An 18,222-nucleotide genomic window follows, 5' to 3' on the forward strand; every position below is an offset into this window, starting at 1 on the left:
GTTCACATCGTGGACGCTGGGCCGAATGGTGGATAGTGGTCGCCCTGGGCGGTGGCAGGGTGGATCTCCCAGGGGGAGACCACACGTTGGGGGAGTACCGCTCATGGACCTGTCTCGTCGTGAACTGCTGACCCGCACCGGCCAGGCCGCCGCCGTCGCCACCGCCGCGTCCACGCTCACCACCGGCGCCGCGGAGGCGAAACCGGGCGACGACACCGTCACGCTGACCCAGGGCACCAACATCTCCGTCACCCGGTCGCGCGACGGCCGGTGGCTCGCGATCGACCTGGTGACGGCGATCTGGGTGCTGCCGTCGAGCGGTGGCACCGCGCGCAAGCTGACCGACGAGCTGCAGGACGCGTCACTGCCGTCGTTCGGGCCGGACGGCCGGATCGCCTTCCAGTCCTATCGGGACGGCAACTACCACCTCTACGTCACGGACCTGGCCGGTCGCGCCCTCACCCAGCTCACCAGCGGGAAGTACGACCACCGCGAGCCCGCGTTCTCGCCGGACGGCACGAAGATCGCCTTCACCAGCGACCGGGGCGGCAGCTACGGCGTCCACGTGCTGGAGGTGGCCACCCGTGCGATCACCCAGCTCACCGGCGTGCCGGACGAGGCGGCCGCACCGCAGTGGTCGCCCGACGGCAGGCGGCTGATCTTCACCGTCGGCAACGCCGCCGTCGACGTGGTCACGCTCGACGGCACCCGCGAACGCCTGGTCACCGCACCGGCGGGCGCGCAGCTGTTCGGCGCGAGCTTCGGGCCGGGCGGACAGCCCAGCTACACCCTGATGCGGCCGGGCCAGGCCGACCTCGTCCTCGGCGACCGGACCGTCGTCACCGGGCAGGACGTGTTCGGGTTCGCGCCGCTGTGGGACGGCGACACCGTGCTCTACACCGCCGACGGCAAGATCAGGACCTTCGACGGCAGGACCACCAGGAACATCCCGTTCGCCGCCACCGTCCCCGTGCGCACACCCCGTCAGCACCGCGCCCGCACCCTCACCGGCGGCCAGGTCAAGGGCATCGCGAGCCCGGTGGTGTCCCGCGACGGCACCAAGATCGCGTTCCGCGCGTTGAACGCCCTGCACCTGCTCAGCGGCGGCCGGACGACGAAGCTGACCGACGGCGCGTACTTCGACTCCGACCCGGACTTCTCACCCGACGGCACGAAACTGCTCTACGCCAGCGACCGCGACGGCATCGCGCAGCTGCGGGTGCGCGACCTCACCACCGGCGACGACCGGCCCTACGCGCCGGCGCCGCACGCGCAGACCACACCGCGGTTCTCCCCGGACGGCAGCAAGGTCGCCTACGTCGACCAGGACGGCCAGGTGTGGGTGGCCGACGCCGCCGGTCGCCGCCAGGTCACGCCGACGCTGTTCCAGCCCGGCCGCCCGACCTGGTCCGCCGACGGCACGGTCGTCGCGCTGGCCGCGGTGAAGCCGTTCTCCCGCCGGTTCCGCGAGGGCACCAGCCAGGTCCTGACCGTGGACCTCGTGAGCGGCGAGCTCCGGTACACCGAGCCGATGCCGTTCCGCTCGATCGCCACCCGCGGCGACGACGGCCCGGTGTGGTCGCCCGACGGCAAGCACCTCGCGTTCGTCGTGGAGAGCGTGGCGTGGGTCGTCGCCGTCGACGGCAAGGGCCGCTTCCTCGGCGCGCCACGGCAGGTCACCCGCGAGGTCACCGACTCGCTGGCGTGGAGCGGCGACGACGCGGTGGTGTACCTCAACAACGGCCGCCTCAGGAAGTCCACACTGGACGGACGGACCAGCACGGTCCGGGTCGGCCTCACGTGGCGCAGGCCGAAGGCGCCCGACCGCGAGGTGGTCCACGTCAAGGCCTACTGGGACGGCGAGTCCGAGCGGCTGCGCGAGAACGTCGACATCGTCGTGGAGAACGGCCGGGTGCAGGACGTCCGCCCGCACCGCGGCCGTGCCGACGTGGACGCGAGCACCCTGACCGCCATCCCCGGCCTGATCGACGCCCACAACCACTGGCACCTGCGCGGCCGGGCGTGGGGCGCGCGGCAGGGCAACGTCTGGCTCGCCTACGGCATCACCACGGTCCGCTCACCCGGCGACCCCGTCTACCAGATGGTCGAGACCCGCGAGGCCCTCGCCGCCGGCACCCTCACCGGACCCCGCTTCTACGCCACCGGCGAGGCCGTCGACGGTTCCCGCGTCTACTACAACTTCATGCGCCCGACGCTTTCGCGCGCCCAGCTCGACCTCGAACTGCGCCGCGCCCACGAGCTCGACTACGACATGCTCAAGACCTACGTCCGCCTGCCCGTCGAGCTGCAACGCGCTGCGGTGCAACGATCCCGCGTGCCGTTGTCGTCGCACTACCTCTACCCGGCCGCGAACATCGGCATGAACGGCATGGAGCACGTCGGCGCCACCAACCGCCTCGGCTACTCCCACACCGTCTCCCGCCAGGGCCGCGCCTACTCCGACGTCGTCACGCTGTTCACCCGCAGCGGCATGTCCATGACGCCGACGCTGTTCCACAACCGCGCCCTGTTCGCCGAGGACACGTCGCTGGTGCACGACGAACGCACCCGCGTGCTCTTCCCGCCGTGGGAGTACGAGCGCTACCTCGCCGACGCCAACACCGGCGGCGCCACGTCGTCGTTGCACGTCCTGCGCGGCTGGGTCGAGTTCGCCCTGGCCGTGCACCGCGGCGGCGGCCTGGTCATCTGCGGCACCGACGCCCCGCTGGACGCACCCGCCACCGCCACACACATGAACCTGCGTGCGATGGTCAAGTTCGGCTTCACGCCCCGCGAGGCGCTGATCACCGCCACCCGCAACCCGGCGAAGTGGCTCGGCCTGCCGATCGGCTCGCTCAAGCCCGGTGCTCCCGCCGACATCGCGTTCGTGTCCGGCAACCCGCTGGCCGACATCAGGGCGGCGGCCGACGTGCGCCAGGTGATGGTCGGCGGGCGCCGGCACACCGTGGCCGACCTGCTCAAGCCCTACCAGGGCCGGCAGTCGCGGGTGACGGTGCAGGAGGAGCTGCCGCCGTTGCCGTCAGCCGAGAACAGACACTGGTGGCACGAACCGGAGTGGGCCGACCACGCCTGCTGCGGTCACTGATCCCAGCCGAGCACGCTGAACGGCGTGCCCGTCAGGTACCCGCGCAGCCCGGCGGCCGGATAGTCGATCAGGTCGCCGGGCAGCGCGCCGAGCCCGAACCACCGCACCGCCGAACACTTGTCGGGCTCGCGGTTGACCGGCTCGCCCGCCCACCGCCCGGCCGTGAAGAACAGGCCGAGCCGAGGCTCCGAGCCGGACCCGTTGACGTGCGAGGTGTGCACGTGCCGCAGCTCGCCGGGCTCGATCAGCACGCCGACCTCCTCCTCGGCCTCCCTGGCAGCGGCGCGCAGCACGGACTCGCCGCGGTCGAGCTTGCCCGACGGCAGGTGCCAGCGGCCGTCGAACCGCGCGTCGGCGTCACGGCGGCGGGTGAGCAGGACCTGGTCGCCGCGCAGCAGCAGGACGTGGACGTCGATCAGGTGGCGGTCGGGCATCGGTCCTCGCAGGGGGCGGAAAATGATCTGCGGCCTCGCCGCGGGTCGTGACACGATCGTGCCATGACAGCGATCGCGACCCCGGACGACATCACCCGCCGCACCGCGGCGGCGAGGGACGCGGCGGTCGCGGCAGCCCGTGACCTCGGCCTCACCGTCACCGCCCCGGTGGTGCTCTACGAGCTCTTCTCGGTGGTCGTGCACCTGGCGCCGAGCCCCGTCGTGGCCCGCGTGCCGGTGGTCCTGCCGCACACCGAGGACCTCGACGCCACCAGCGCCCGGCAACGCCGCGAACTCGACGTGGCCCGCTGGCTGGCCGGCCGGGGCGTGCCGGTGATCCCGCCCAGCGACCTCGTGCCGCTCGAGCCCGTGCAACGCGACGGGTTCTCCATCACGTTCTGGCCGTTCGTGGCGCAGGACCACAGCGCGGAACCCGACTACGCGGCGAACTCGCGGAAATCGGCGGAACTGCACGCGGCACTGAAGGAATATCCGGGCGAACTGGGATTCCTCGACACCGCCGATCCGCGGTTCATCACCGACGCGCTCGGCATCTTGGCAAACCACCCGGAACTGGTCGATCCCGCCGATCTCGGCCGCGCCCGGCGCGAATGGATCGAACTCGAACCCCTCGTCTCGTCGCAGGCCGAATTCTCGAAGCGGTTTCCCGGAATCGAGCTGCAACCCGTGCACGGCGACTCGCCGCCCGCCAACATCTTCGCGAGCACGAACGGGTTGCTGTTCTCCGATTTCGAACTCGTGACGCGCGGGCCGGTGGAGTGGGACCTCGCCTCGCTCGGGCCGGACCTCGAAGCCGCGTACAACGAGGGCGCGCGCGAGAACGGCCTCCGCGAGCTCGACCCGGACGTGCTGACGTTCGTCAACGCCGTCGCCGCCGTGCGGATCATCGCCTGCCTGGCGCTCGCCCCGCAGCTGCCGCAGCTGCCCGGGTTCCTGAAGCCGATGATCGACCTCTGGCGCACCCGTCCCTCGTTCTGAACCACCACGCGGGGAGCTTTCGTACAGTAGGAGCGTACGAAAGGTCCCCGCGTGCGATGAAAAGCGGGTCAGGCGTGCGCGGCAGCGCGGTCGCCGAGCCAGGCCACGACGTCCTCGGCGGGCAACGGCTCGCTGAGGAAGTAGCCCTGCACGACGTCACAGCCGGCCTCGGCCAGCGCGGTCCACGTGTCCTGGTCCTCCACGCCCTCCGCCACGGCCTGGAGGCCGAAGTTGCGGGCCAGCGCCACCAGGGCGTGCACGATCGCGCTGTCACCGGCGTCGGTGCACATGTGCGTGACGAACGAGCGGTCGAGCTTCATCTCGTGCACCCGCATGCTGCGCAGGTACGAGATCGACGAGTAGCCGGTGCCGAAGTCGTCGATCGACAGCCGCACGCCCAGCTCGGTCAGCCGGCGCAGCACGTCCACCGCGCGGTCCGGGTCGGAGATGATGGCCGACTCGGTGATCTCCAGCGTGAGCAGGCGGGCGGGCAGGCCGTGGCGTTTGATCAGGTCGGCCACGTCGCCGGGGAACTCGGTGTGGTGCAGGCAGGCGGCGCCCACGTTCACCGACACCGGCACCTCCCAGCCCGCGTCCGACCAGGTGCGGCACTGCCGCAGCGCCGCGTCGATCACGTACCGGGTCAGCGGCTCGATCAGGCCGTTCTCCTCGGCGATCGGGATGAACTCGTCCGGCCGCACCAGGCCGCGCGTCGGGTGCTGCCAGCGCGCCAGCGCCTCCACGCCGCACACGGCACCCGTGTCGGCCAGCGCCTTGGGCTGGTAGTGCAGGAACAGCTCACCGCGGTCGATCGCGTGCCGCAGCTCCGTCACGGCCGTCAGCTGCGAGGCGCCGCGCTCGTGCAGGCGTGCGTCGTACACGGCCACACCGGACTTGTCCCGCTTGGCGGCGTACATCGCGATGTCGGCGTGCCGCAGCAGCTCGTGTCCGTCCAGGGAGTCGTTGGGGCACAGCGCCACGCCGACGCTGCCCGCGATCTCCAGCTCCAGGCCCTCCAGCGTCACCGGCATCGCCAGCGCCGTGAGGATCTTCTCCGCGACCATCCGCGCGTTGTCCGCCGACCCGACACCGGGCAGCAGCACCGCGAACTCGTCACCGCCCAGCCGGGCCACCAGGTCGGTGTCGCGCACCGCCCACGACAGCCGGTTGGCCACCTGGCGCAGCAGCAGGTCACCGCAGTGGTGCCCGAGCGAGTCGTTGACCTCCTTGAACCGGTCGAGGTCCACGATCAGCAACGCCAGCGGCTCGTTCTTCTTGTGCGCCTTGGCCACGACCAGTTCCATCCGCCGCGCGAGCAGCGTCCGGTTCGCCAGGCCCGTCAACGCGTCGTGGTGCGCCTCGTGCTCGTTCTTCGCGGCCTGGCGCAGGATCTTGCGGCGGTAGCCGAGCAGCACCATGCCGAACAGGCCCACCAGGAACGCGTCCAGCACGAACGCCACGAGCTGCGCGACCCGCAGCCGGTTGTTCTTCTCATCGGCGGCACGCAGGTACTCGGTCGTGTCGAGCTGCTTGGCGCCGATCGCCGCGGAGATCTGGCGGCGCAGCGACGAGTGCGCGAACCCGGCCTGGTCGACCTGCGCGGGGTCCTCGCCGGCGAGCACCTTGCGCAGCGTGTCCGTCGTCGTGTCGTAGAGCGGCAACAGGCGCGTGGCCACCGCCACGTCCGACGGGTCGCCGTTCGCCCGCAGCCACTCCAGCTCGCCGCGGGCCGCGCCGACCGAGTGCCGCAACGGCTCGACGGTCTGCTCGGTGCGCTTGAGCTGCAGGTCGCGCAGCGCGTTGTCGGCGATGGTGATGTGTTCGAGCACCCGGCTCCAGCGCTCGCTGGTCTCGTTGAGCTCACGCACGTGCGCGGTCGTGGCCTGCGCGCTGATGCTGCTCCACAACGCCAGCCCCGCCAGCGCCAGCAGCCCGGCCGTCAGCCCCGCCGTCGCCACCCGTGCGGTGGCGCGGCCCTCCCAAAGCCTCACCGTGCCTGCTCCAACGGTCGCAACCAGCTCGCGGGGTCCTCGACGAAGGCGTCGATGCGGGGACGGAACCACTCCTTGCGCGCCTGCTCCGACTCCTGCCGGTGCAGGACCTCGTCGAGGTTCGCCGTCGTGATCGCGAGGCCAGGGGTGAGCACCCACCCCTCGGGTAACCGCGCGCCGCCTCTGGCCTGCCGGGCGAGCAGCCACCCGGCGACCGCGCCCTTGAGGTAGTGCTCCGGCGAGACCGACGCCACCATCGCTCCGTCCCGCACCGCCTGCAACGTCCGAGGGTCGACCCCGAACCCGCCCACCAGCCACCTCGCCGACTTCTCGGTCTTGATCGCGGCGAGGTTGAACCCGTCGCAGTCTCCGGTTCCCACGAAAGCCAGTGCGTCGGGGTTGGCCGCCACGAGCCGTCGCCACGCGTCGAGGTTGGCCTCGTCGTCGCGCTGCGTGTCGAACGGCCCCAGCACCCGCACTCCCGGTAGTTTTTCGGCGAATCGCCCTCGAACGCCATCGGCCCGGTCGTCGAACCCGGTGAGTCCGGGAGTGGCGTTTCCGAGCACCACGGTTCCGGCCGCGTCCGAGGGCAGTCGGCGCGTCAACTCGTCAGCCAGCTTTTCGCCGAGCTCGTAGTTGTCGTTACCGATGTGCAGTTCTACCCCGGAACTCGCGGTGAGTCGCATGTCCACGCCGACAACGGCGACCCGGTCGCGCAACGCCTCTCCGATGGAGGGTGCGATCAGCGCGGGTTCGGACGTGGCGACGGCGACACCGCTTTTCGCGGTCCGCGACAACTCCCGGAACAACTCGACTTCCCTGTGCCCGTCGTGACCGGACGGCCCGGTCACGGTCGCGCTCACCGCGCCGACCCGGCCGACTCCCTCGTGGAACCCGCTCGTCATCTCCTGCGCGAACGAACCGCCCGTGCGCTTCACCACGAACCCGACGTGCGGCAACGCCGCCGAGCCCACAGCGGAACCGCAGCCGGTGGTGGCGACGGTGGTGCCGGCGAGAAGGCCCAACAGACCCAGCACCAGCCCCGCTGTTCGCATGGCAGACCTCGGACTCGCTCGACCGACGGGCGGTTGATCTCCAGAGCGGCCGATGCTACATCGCTTGGTGCCAAATCGGGATAACGCACCCACGTACGGGAAGCGCTTTCACATTACCGGAACCGCCGACGCCACCGACCGCTCAGGACGGGTCGTAACCGAGGTTCGGCCGCAGCCACTGCTCGACCTCGGCCAGCGGCTTCCCGCGCCGCAGCGCGTAGTCCTCGACCTGGTCACGGCCCAGCCTGCCGACGGTGAAGTACTTCGCCTCCGGGTGCTGGAAGATCATGCCGCTCACGCTCGCGGCGGGGTTCATGGCGAACGACTCGGTGAGCTCCACGCCGATCCGCCCGGCGTCGAGCACGTCGAACAGCTCCCGCTTGACCGTGTGGTCGGGGCAGGCCGGGTAGCCCAGCGCCGGCCGGATGCCGCGGAACTTCTCCGCGTGCAGGTCCGCGAGCTCCGGCTGGGCGTCCGGCTCGAACCAGTCGCGCCGCGCCCGCAGGTGGATCCACTCGGCGAACGCCTCGGCGAGCCGGTCGGCCAGCGCCTTCACCATGATCGCGCGGTAGTCGTCCTGCTTGGCCTCGTACTGCGCGGCCAGCTTCTCCGCACCGAGCACGGTCACGGCGAAGCCGCCGATGTGGTCGCCCTGCGGCGCCACGTAGTCGGCCAGGCAGCGGTTCGGGCGCGACAGCGGCTTCTTCGTCTGCTGGCGCAGCATCGGCCACTTCACCGTCTCCGTGCCGTCGACCAGCACGATGTCGTCGCCCTCGGAGTGCGCGGGCCAGAAGCCGTAGACACCGCGCGGCTCGAACGAGTCGTTGGCGATGATCTCGTCGAGCAGCGTCGTCGCGTCGTCGTAGAGCTCACGGGCGACGGGCTGCTCCAGGATCGCCGGGAACTTGCCCTTGAGCTCCCAGGCCAGGAACAGGAACGTCCAGTCGATGAACTCGCGCAGCTCCGCCACCGGCGGGGTCAGCACGCGGGTGCCGGTGAACGCGGGCGCCGGCAGGTCGGAGAAGTCGACCCGCTCGGCGTTGGCGCGGGCGGCCGAGACCTCCAGCAGCGGCACCTGCCTGCGGTTCTCGTGCTGCTCGCGCAACCGGGCCTGCTCGGCGCGGTTGGTCAGGTTCAGCTCGTGGCCGCGGCGGTCGTCGCGCAGGTCGGACACCACGCCCACGACCCTGGACGCGTCGAGCACGTGCACGACCGGCTCGTCGTAGACCGGGGCGATCTTCACGGCCGTGTGCTGCCTGGAGGTGGTGGCGCCGCCGATCAGCAGAGGCAGCTTCATGCCGCGCCGCTGCATCTCCTCCGCGACGGAGACCATCTCGTCCAGCGACGGCGTGATCAGGCCGGACAGGCCGATGACGTCGGCGTGCTCGCGGATCGCGGTGTCGAGGATCTTCGCGGCCGGGACCATCACGCCGAGGTCGATCACCTCGTAGTTGTTGCAGCCCAGCACGACGCCGACGATGTTCTTGCCGATGTCGTGCACGTCGCCCTTGACCGTGGCGAGCACGACCTTGCCGTTGCCGCCGGCCGTCGACTTCGGCTCGGCGTCCATGAACGGCTCCAGGTAGGCGACCGCGCGCTTCATCACGCGGGCGCTCTTCACGACCTGGGGCAGGAACATCTTGCCCGCGCCGAACAGGTCGCCGACGACCTTCATGCCGTCCATCAGCGGGCCCTCGATGACGTCGAGGGGCCGCGGCAGCGCCTGGCGGGCCTCCTCGGTGTCCTCCTCGATGAAGTCGACGACGCCGTGCAGGATCGCGTGCTCCAGCCGCTTGGCGACCGGTGCCTCGCGCCAGGTCAGGTCGGTGACGCGCTTCTTGCCGGGGCCCTTCACGGTGTCGGCGTGCGCGACGAGCCGGTCCGTGGCGTCCTCGCGGCGGTCGAAGATCACGTCCTCGACCAGTTCCAGCAGGTCGGCGGGGATGTCCTCGTAGACCACGAGCTGGCCGGCGTTGACGATGCCCATGTCGAGGCCCGCCTTGACGGCGTGGAACAGGAACGCGGAGTGCATCGCCTCGCGGACGACGTCGTTGCCGCGGAACGAGAACGACAGGTTCGAGATGCCACCGCTGGTCCGCGCGCCCGGACAGCGCTGCTTGATCAGCGGCAACGCGTCGATGAACGCCTTGGCGTAGCCGTTGTGCTCCTCGATGCCGGTCGCGACGGCGAGCACGTTCGGGTCGAAGATGATGTCCTCGGCCGGGAAGCCGATCTTCTGGGTGAGCAGGTCGTAGGCGCGAGCGCAGATGTCGACCTTGCGCTGGGTCGTGTCCGCCTGGCCCTGCTCGTCGAACGCCATCACCACGACGCCGGCGCCGAAGTCGCGGATGACGCGGGCCTGCTCCAGGAACGGCTCCTCGCCCTCCTTGAGGCTGATCGAGTTGACCACGCCCTTGCCCTGCACGCAGCGCAGACCGGCCTGCAGCACGCCCCAGCGGGAGCTGTCGATCATCACCGGGATCCGCGCGATCTCCGGCTCGGTGGCGATGAGGTTCAGGAACGTGGTCATCGCCTGCTCGCCGTCGAGCAGGTCGGCGTCCATGTTGACGTCGAGCAGGTTCGCGCCGCCGCGCACCTGGTCCAGCGCCACCGCGAGCGCCGACTGGTGGTCGTCGGCCTCGATCAGCCTGCGGAACTTCGCGGAGCCGGTGACGTTGGTGCGCTCGCCGATCATCACGAACCCGGTGTCGGCGCCGATCTCGAACGTCTCCAGGCCGCTGTACCTGGTGGTGCCGCGCGCGTCCGCGACCTGGCGCGGGGCCTCGTCGCGGACGGCCTCGGCGATCGCCTTGATGTGCGCGGGGGAGGTGCCGCAGCAGCCGCCGACGACGTTGACGATGCCGGCCTGCGCGAACTCCTTGAGCAGGGCCGCGGTCTGGTCGGGGGTCTCGTCGTAGCCGCCGAACGCGTTGGGCAGCCCGGCGTTGGGGTGCGAGGCGACGAACGTGTCGGCCTTCCGCGCGAGCTCGGCCACGTGCGGGCGCATCTCGGCGGCGCCCAGCGAGCAGTTGACGCCCACGACCAGCGGTTTCGCGTGTTCGACCGAGTTCCAGAACGCGTCGACCGTCTGGCCGGACAGCGTGCGGCCGCTCAGGTCGACGATCGTCACGGAGATCCACAGCGGCAGCTCGGGCGCGACCTTGCGGGCCGCGGTGATGGCGGCCTTGCAGTTGAGCGTGTCGAAGATCGTCTCGATCAGCAGCAGGTCGACGCCGCCGTCCCGCAGCGCCGCGATCTGCTCGGCGTAGGAGTCCTCGACCTGCTGGTAGCTGACGGCGCGGTACGCGGGGTCCTCGACCTTGGGCGACAGGCTCAGGGTGACGTTGAGCGGCCCGACCGACCCGGCCACGAACCTCCCGCCGAACTCCTCGGCGGCCTGGCGGGCGATCCGGGCGCCGGCCAGGTTCATGTCGCGCACCCGGTCCTGCAGCCCGTAGTCGGCCTGCCCGATCGAGGTGGCGGTGAACGTGTTCGTCGTCGTGATGTCCGCGCCCGCCGCGAGGTACTGCCGGTGCACGTCGAGCACCAGGTCGGGGCGGGTGAGGTTGAGCAGGTCCGGGTCGCCGGTGACGTCCATGTGGTGGTCGCCGAACTCGGTGCCCCGGTAGTCCTGCGGCGTGAGCTCGGCCTGCTGGAACATCGTGCCCCACGCGCCGTCGAGGATGGCGATGCGCTGGTTCAGCAGGGCCTTGAGATCACTCACGCGCGCTCCCGAATAGTCGGAAGCGCCCTTGTTGCGTGGTGACTCGACGCCGAGCGTGGCAGGCGCGAGGGCCTGTTGCAGCGCTTCTCGACATCGTTTGGAAGTCTAGCGTGATCGACCATGGGTCAGGAAACCGTCTCAAGAAATAGGATGGTCCGATGACTGGCGGACGCGCGTTGGTGCTGGGTGGCGGCGGTGTCACCGGGATCGCCTGGGAGACAGGGCTTCTCCACGGGCTCGCGGAACGCGGGATCGACCTCGCGCAGGCCGACCTGTTCGTCGGCACGTCGGCCGGTTCGGTGGTCGCGACGCAGGTGGCGGGCGGTGTGCCGCTGAGCGAGCTGTACGCGGGCCAGCTGCTGCCGCCGGACGGGGAGCTCCCGGCCCGGCTCACCGGCTGGATGGTGGTGCGGTATGCGCTTTCCTTCGCCTTGCCGGGCTCCGGTGCCGCCAAGCGGGCGCGGCTGGGACGGGCGGCGCTGCGCGCGTCCACGCCCTCGGAGGCCTCGCGGCGTGCGGTGTTCGAGAGCCGGCTGTCCATCAGGGACTGGCCTTCGCGGCCGTTGCAGGTGACCGCGGTGGACGCCGCCGACGGGCGGTTCGTGTCGTTCTCCCGGTACAGCGACGTCCCGCTGGTGGACGCGGTGGCCGCGTCGTGCGCGGTGCCGCTGGTGTGGCCGCCGGTGACCATCGGCGGGCGCCGGTACATGGACGGCGGGATGCGGTCGGTGGCGAACGTCGACATCGCGGCCGGCTCCTCGCGGGTGGTCGTCGTGGCACCGCTGACGCGGGCCATGAGCAAGGAGGCGACCCCGCAGGCGCAGGCCGACCGGCTCGGGGTGCCGTCGATCGTGGTCAGCCCGGACGCCGCGGCGCTGGCGGCGATCGGGAAGAACCTGCTGGACCCGGCCCGGCGCAAGCCGGCGGCGGAGGCGGGGTACGCGCAGGCCGCGTCGGTCGCCGACGCCGTTCGCGCGGTCTGGAGTTGATCACTGTCCGAATGCGCAACAACTGGTCCGCACCTCTTGTGATAGGCCTCTGACCTGCATACCGTCGCCAACCACTCGCATTGACAGCTTTGTTAACTAATTGCTGGAGGCGGTCGTGGGCGGCAGAACGACGGCAATCGGGGCGGTCGGGCTCGTGCTCGGTCTCCTCGTCGCAGGGGTGACCAGTGCGTCGGCGGCGGATCCGCTGGTCTCGCAGGGCAAGGCGGTGACGGCCTCCTCGACCGAGGGGACCGGTTTCGAGGCGTCCAGGGCGGTCGACGGCAGCGCGTCGACCCGCTGGGCCTCGGCGGAGGGGCACGATCCGGAGTGGCTGCGGGTCGACCTCGGCTCGGCGCACGCGATCAGCCGCGTGAAGCTGACCTGGGAGGCCGCCTACGCCAAGGCCTACCGGGTGCAGACCTCGGCGGACGGCACGGCGTGGACCGACGTCTACTCGACCACCACCGGTGACGGCGGCACCGACGACCTGACGCTGTCGGGCTCCGGCCAGTACGTGCGGGTCTACGGCACGGCCCGCGCGACGGCGTACGGCTACTCGTTGTGGGAGCTGGAGGTCTACGGCGTGGCCGGCGGCACGAACCCGCCGACGACCACCACGACGCCACCCACGACCACGCCACCGCCCTCGGGTCTCGGCTACCCGTTCGGCAGCAGGCAGACCCCGTACGCGGCGGGCATGCTCCGCCCGTCGGGCAGCACCTCGGCGCTGGACGCGAAGATCGTCGACTACTACCAGCGGTGGAAGGCCGCGTTCGTGAAGCAGAACTGCGGCAACGGCTGGTACCAGGTCATCTCCCCGGACGCGGCGTTCCCGTACGTGGCCGAGGCGCAGGGCTACGGCATGGTGATCACCGCGACGATGGCGGGCGCCGACCCGGACGCGAAGAAGATCTTCGACGGCCTGCTGAAGTACAAGCTCGCCCACCCCTCGGCGAACAACCCCGACCTGCTCGCCTCCGAGCAGGACACCGCCTGCCGCAGCGTCAACGGCAGCGACAGCGCGACCGACGGCGACATGGACACCGCCTACGGCCTGCTGCTGGCCGACCGCCAGTGGGGCAGCGCGGGCACCTACAACTACAGGCAGATCGCGGTCAAGAACATCAACGCGATCAAGAAGAGCCTGATCAACCCCAACACGAACCTGCTGCTCATGGGCGACTGGTCCGGGCCGGACAACAGCCGCCAGTACTACGGTTCCCGCTCCTCGGACTGGATGGCCGACCACTTCCGCGCGTTCCGCACGGCGACCGGCGACTCGGCGTGGGACACGATCCGCGCCAAGCACCAGGACCTCATCGCCACGCTGCAGTCGAAGTACGCGTCGGGCACCGGCCTGCTGCCGGACTTCGTGCAGGACACCAACACCACCGCCAAGCCGGCGGTCGGCAAGATGCTGGAGGAGACCGCCACCGACGGCAAGTACTGGTACAACGCGTGCCGCGACCCGTGGCGCATCGGCGCGGACGCGGCCCTGACCGGCGACGCCAAGTCGCTGGCGGCGGCGCGCAAGCTCAACTCGTGGATCAAGGGCAAGACCGGCGGTGACCCGAACAAGATCGCCGTCGGCTACCAGCTCAACGGGACGCAGATCAACAGCGGCAGCGACTCGGCGTTCGTGGCGCCGTTCGCGGTCGCGGCCACGACGGACCCCGGCAGCCAGGCGTGGCTGGACGCGTTGTGGAACAAGATGGTGAACACGCCGATCAACACGGACACGTACTTCGGTGCGAGCATCCAGCTGCAGGTGATGATCACGGTGAGCGGCAACCACTGGATCCCGTGACCCGAGCGGTGGTCTGAGCGAACGGGGTGCTGTCCCGGGCCGGTGCCTGGGGCAGCACCCCGTTCGCTACGCTCGGCCACATCTTCCGGCGGACACCACCCGCGTCAGAGCGTCCGCAGGAACACCGGTCCGCCCTCCTCGGCGTTGCGCCCCTTCTCGACGAACGCGATGTTGTGGTGGAACGAGATCCCGCTGATGTTGCGCTGCACGTACCCGCCGTCGACGCGCGGATCGGCCACCTCGGAGAGGTTCAGTCCGTCCACAAAGGACTTCAGCATCCCCATCGACGTACCGGCTCCGCCGTCGGGCGCACCACCCCAGCTCGGCCAGTACGCGGTCTGCAGGTCCTCCACCACGTACACCCCGCCCAGCCGGACGTGCGGGAACAGCGCGTGGAACGACGTCCGCACGTGGTCGTTGCGGTGACTGCCGTCGTCGATGACCACGTCGAACGGGCCGAGTCGCGCTCCCAGGTCGTCCAGGAACCCCGCGTCGGACTGGTCGCCCCGGACGGTCGTGATCCGCGGTCCGGTCACGCCGGTCTTCTCGGCGATGTCCAGGCCGTGGATCAGGCCGCGCCGGAAGTAGTGCTGCCACATCCGCAACGAGGCGCCGCCGCTCGCCGGGTCGTCGTAGCCGCCGATGCCGATCTCCAGCAGCTTCACCGGTTCGGTGCGCAGGCGGGCGAGGTGGCGTTCGTAGTGCTGGGTGTACCAGTGCAGGTCGCCCCACTTGTCCGAGCCGTACCGCACGGCCAGCGTGCCGAGGTCCTGCTGCCGCGGGCGCAGGGCACTCAGCACCGCGTCGACCGCCTCGGGATAGCCCTTCCTGCGGTGGAACCACGCGCCCATGCCGGCCTCGTCCAGCTCGGCGGCGGGGGAGCGGACCGCGAGGCTCGGCCAGGTCGTGGCGGTGCCGTAGAGGGTGCGCACGGCGTCGGCGAGGTCGAGTGAGACGACGTGCTCCGACGTCGTGGCCAGGCAGGACGTGACCGTGCCCGCGAAGGACAGGTCGAGGCGGACGTCGTGCTCGACGTCGCCGATCTCGGCGAGCACGGCCTCGATGACCGCGCCGGGGCCGAGCCTGCCGACCACGTCGTCGAGCAGGTCGTGGCCGGCGGTCGCGGCCTGCAGCAGCGGGGCGAGAACCGGCCAGCGGGCGTCGAGCACTGTCGCACCTCGTTTGACTTGAGTCCGGGTCGAGCGGGTTCTCCTACGATCCCATCATGGGGAATCGGCGCACGGTGAGCATGATCTTGGCCCTCCTACTCGTGCTGGTGTCCGGCGGGACCGCTGAGGCCGGGAGGCGGCAGTTGTTGTTCTTCAACCACGCGTGGGGCGCCTACGACCGCGTGACCGCCGACGCGGTCGAGCACTCCGCCTACCTCAGGGCGTTCGCGGACTTCGAGGTGCGCACCACGACCGGTGCGGGCGGCGAGGTGTGGACGGGGCGCTACCTGCGCGGCCGCGAGACCTACCTGGAGGTGTTCGGCGTCGGTGACGTGCCCGGCCAGGACGGCGAGCTCGGCTCGGCGGGGCTGGGCCTGTCGACCGAACGCGACGGCGACATCGAGACGGTGCGGGCCCGGCTGGCCGCGGCCGGCGTGAAGCCGACCGAGTTCCTGCAGACCCGCGACTTCGGTGACCACGTGCCGGTGCCGTGGTTCGACGCGGTCTTCGCCTTCGAGCAGTACGACCGGTTCGGCGCGTGGGCCATGGAGTACCGCGACGAGTACTTCGCCGACCCGCGCGGCAAGACCCAGCCCGCGCGCTACCCCGGTGACGTCGGCCGCGAGCGGTACCTGCCCGACGACTACCGCGACCACCTGATGCGCGACATCACCTCGATCGAGCTCGCGGTCACCGAACGGGACTTCGCCAGCACGGTGCCGTTGCTGCGCGCGGGCGGGTTCGTGCTCAAGACCGACGCCCGCGGCGTCACGGCGCTGCGCGGTGGCACCACGATGCGGTTCGACAAGGTGCCGCTCGGGCAGACCGGGCTCAAGCGGGTCGAGTTCGTGCTCAACCGGGGCGTGGCACGGCACGAGGAGCGCATCGGCAACTCCACGCTGGTCGTGGGGCCGGGCAGGCAGGCGGTCTGGACTTTCTGACACAGTTGGGCCATGTCGCTGGCCGGGCGGGAACGCGAACAGCTGGCCGCGCTGGCCGGCTCCACGGGCGGCGCGGTGCAGCTCGCGGGAGTCGGCCGGACGGCGTTGCTGAGCACGCTCTTGCCCGCCCTGTCGGTCGTGTGCGTCGCGGCCGAGCAACACATGCCCTACGCGGCGCTGCACCAGGTCCTGCTGCCGTTGCTCGGTGAGCTGTCCGCGTTGCCCGCTCCACGCCGGGCCGCGCTGGAGGCCGCTTTCGGGCTCGCCGACGGGACCACGTCCCCGCGGCTGGCCGGGCTCGCGGCGCTGGACCTGCTGGCCGGGCGCGGGGTCGTGGTGGTCGAGGACGCGCAGTGGCTCGACCGGGAGAGCCGCGAGGTGCTCGGGTTCGTGGCCAGGCGGCTGGCCGGGTCCGGTGCCGTGCTGGTCGTGGCCGCCGACGTGCCGGTGCTCGACGGGGTACCGGCGCTGTGCTCGGCCGACGACCTGCTGGACGCGGCGGAACGGGCCGCGGCCGCCGGACGGCCCGCCGAGGTCGAGCGGATCCTGGACCGGCTGCGCGGCCGGGAGCTGACCGTGCGGCAACGGGCGCTGGCGACGTGGCTGCCGACCTCCTTCGACGACGGCGTGGGCCAGGGGGCGGGCCCGGCCGAGCTGATCGGGCTGGCCGAGGCGGTGGTGGCCGACGGTGACACCGGGCTGGGGCTGCGGATCTTCTGGAGCGTCGCGATGCGGTGCTTCTGGACCGAACCGGGACCGGCGGTGCGCGAGCGGATCATGGCGGTCGCCCGCAGCCTCGCCCTCGACCCGCGCGACCCGCACGTGCTGGCCATGACCGCGTACGTGGCGCCGATCGAGCAGGGCGACGCGGTGATCGCCGGTCTGCGGGCCGCGCTGGACCCGGACGGCGGTGCCGGCGCGGACTCGTTCGTCCCCGGCGACGACCCGGCCACCGCGCGGCTGCTCGGCAGCGCCGCACTCCAGGTCGGCGCGTTCGCCGAGTCCGTGCGGTTCTCCGCCGCCGCCCAGCGCGGGTTCCGCGCCACCGGCCAGCTCGGCCTGCTGACCCGCGCGCTGGCGGTGGAGGCGTGGAGCCGCACGCGGCTGGGCGACCTCGCCAACGCCGAACCCGCCGCCGCCGAGGCCCTCCGCCTCGCCGAACAGACCCGGCAGCCCTACATGCGCGGTCTCGCCGCCGCCGTCCAGGCCGAGATCGCCGCCCTGCGCGGTGACCACGCCGCGGCGGCCGAGCACGCCGCCCTCGCCGAACGCGTCGGCCTCGCCGCGGGGGCCCGGCCGGTGCTGGCCACCGTGCAGCTGGCACGTGCGCTGGCCGCGCTGGGCGAGGGCCGCCACGCCGACGCGTTCGCCGCCGTCCGCCGCGTCCACGACCCCGCTGACCCGGCCTACCAGCTCGCACTGCGCCGGTACGTGCTGCCCGAACTGGTCGAGGCGGCCGTGCGCAGCGGCCACGCCGACGAGGCGGCGAAACTCGTCGAGGGGCTCGACGGTGCCACCACCTCGCCCGCGCTGGCCGGTGGGCTGCGGTACGCGCGGGCGTTGCTGGCCGGCGACGAAGACGCCGAGTCCCTGTTCACGGCCGCCCTCGACGCGGAGACCACCGGCTGGCACCGCGCCCGCGTGCAGCTCGCGTTCGGTGCCTGGCTGCGCCGCCGGCGCCGGGCCGCGCACGCCCGCCCGCACCTGAAGGCGGCGGCCGAGGCGTTCGAGGCGTTCGGCACCGCGGCCTGGGCGCAGCGGGCGCGGGAGGAGCTGCGCGCGTCCGGCGAGACCCGCGGTGGCACCGGCGAGCTGACCGAGCACGAGCTCACGATCGCCCGGCTCGCGGCCGACGGGCTCACCAACAGGGAGATCGGCGAGCGGATGCACCTCTCGCACCGCACGGTCAGCACCCACCTGCACCGGATCTTCCCGAAGCTGGGCGTGACGGCCCGCGCCGAGCTCGGACCGGCGCTGGCCGGGCACCCGCGGTGAACGTGGCGAGGC

The 18,222-nt window shown here is 71.5% G+C and carries 11 protein-coding genes; 6 read left to right on the forward strand and 5 right to left on the reverse strand.

Translation table 11 applies throughout. From position 1 onward, the window contains the following. Positions 1-103: 103 nt before the first annotated feature. Positions 104-3,106: an amidohydrolase family protein gene (locus tag ADL03_RS12995; protein WP_053733615.1), complete on the forward strand. Its 3,003-nt coding sequence runs from the start codon at positions 104-106 to the stop codon at positions 3,104-3,106. On the opposite strand, the gene ADL03_RS13000 is transcribed toward ADL03_RS12995, so the two are convergent. Continuing rightward, the gene (locus tag ADL03_RS13000; protein WP_053733616.1) at positions 3,100-3,540 is read right to left on the reverse strand and encodes an NUDIX domain-containing protein; all 441 of its coding nucleotides are present in this window, start codon (positions 3,538-3,540) and stop codon (positions 3,100-3,102) included. The two genes, ADL03_RS12995 and ADL03_RS13000, sit on opposite strands and share 7 nt — an antisense overlap. A 63-nt stretch (positions 3,541-3,603) precedes the next feature. On the opposite strand from ADL03_RS13000, the gene ADL03_RS13005 reads away from it, so the two are divergent. After that, positions 3,604-4,539: a phosphotransferase gene (locus tag ADL03_RS13005; protein WP_053733617.1), complete on the forward strand. Its 936-nt coding sequence runs from the start codon at positions 3,604-3,606 to the stop codon at positions 4,537-4,539. A gap of 68 nt (positions 4,540-4,607) precedes the next feature. On the opposite strand, the gene ADL03_RS13010 is transcribed toward ADL03_RS13005, so the two are convergent. The 3 genes from ADL03_RS13010 to metH all read right to left on the reverse strand — a co-directional run bounded on the left by ADL03_RS13010 (position 4,608) and on the right by metH (position 11,309). Beyond that, the gene (locus tag ADL03_RS13010) at positions 4,608-6,530 is read right to left on the reverse strand and encodes a bifunctional diguanylate cyclase/phosphodiesterase (protein ID WP_157528540.1); all 1,923 of its coding nucleotides are present in this window, start codon (positions 6,528-6,530) and stop codon (positions 4,608-4,610) included. Then, entirely contained in the window at positions 6,527-7,585 is a 1,059-nt protein-coding gene (locus tag ADL03_RS13015) for a sugar ABC transporter substrate-binding protein (RefSeq protein WP_082373079.1), read from the reverse strand. The genes ADL03_RS13010 and ADL03_RS13015 overlap by 4 nt, the downstream gene beginning before the upstream one ends. A gap of 142 nt (positions 7,586-7,727) precedes the next feature. Continuing rightward, positions 7,728-11,309: a methionine synthase gene (metH, locus tag ADL03_RS13020; RefSeq protein ID WP_053733620.1), complete on the reverse strand. Its 3,582-nt coding sequence runs from the start codon at positions 11,307-11,309 to the stop codon at positions 7,728-7,730. A gap of 158 nt (positions 11,310-11,467) precedes the next feature. Between metH and ADL03_RS13025 the strand changes: the two genes are divergently transcribed. Beyond that, positions 11,468-12,298 (forward strand): patatin-like phospholipase family protein, encoded by an 831-nt coding sequence (locus tag ADL03_RS13025; protein ID WP_053733621.1) that lies wholly within the window; start codon positions 11,468-11,470, stop codon positions 12,296-12,298. Between the two features lie 115 nt (positions 12,299-12,413). Continuing rightward, on the forward strand, positions 12,414-14,105 hold the full coding sequence (locus ADL03_RS13030; protein ID WP_082373138.1) for a glycosyl hydrolase family 8: 1,692 nt from the start codon (positions 12,414-12,416) through the stop codon (positions 14,103-14,105). Between the two features lie 104 nt (positions 14,106-14,209). On the opposite strand, the gene ADL03_RS13035 is transcribed toward ADL03_RS13030, so the two are convergent. Beyond that, complete coding sequence (locus ADL03_RS13035) at positions 14,210-15,274, reverse strand: class I SAM-dependent methyltransferase (RefSeq protein ID WP_053733622.1); 1,065 nt, start codon at positions 15,272-15,274, stop codon at positions 14,210-14,212. A gap of 56 nt (positions 15,275-15,330) precedes the next feature. On the opposite strand from ADL03_RS13035, the gene ADL03_RS13040 reads away from it, so the two are divergent. Both ADL03_RS13040 and ADL03_RS13045 read left to right on the forward strand, forming a co-directional pair. After that, positions 15,331-16,215 (forward strand): DUF5829 family protein, encoded by an 885-nt coding sequence (locus tag ADL03_RS13040; protein WP_231641810.1) that lies wholly within the window; start codon positions 15,331-15,333, stop codon positions 16,213-16,215. Between the two features lie 12 nt (positions 16,216-16,227). Then, positions 16,228-18,210 carry a helix-turn-helix transcriptional regulator gene (locus tag ADL03_RS13045; RefSeq protein WP_053733623.1) on the forward strand — a complete coding sequence of 661 codons (1,983 nt, stop codon included), beginning with the start codon at positions 16,228-16,230 and terminating at the stop codon, positions 18,208-18,210. The last annotated feature ends 12 nt before the right edge of the window (positions 18,211-18,222 follow it).

This window comes from Nocardia sp. NRRL S-836 (assembly GCF_001279525.1).
Classification (GTDB): Bacteria; Actinomycetota; Actinomycetes; order Mycobacteriales; family Pseudonocardiaceae; genus Lentzea.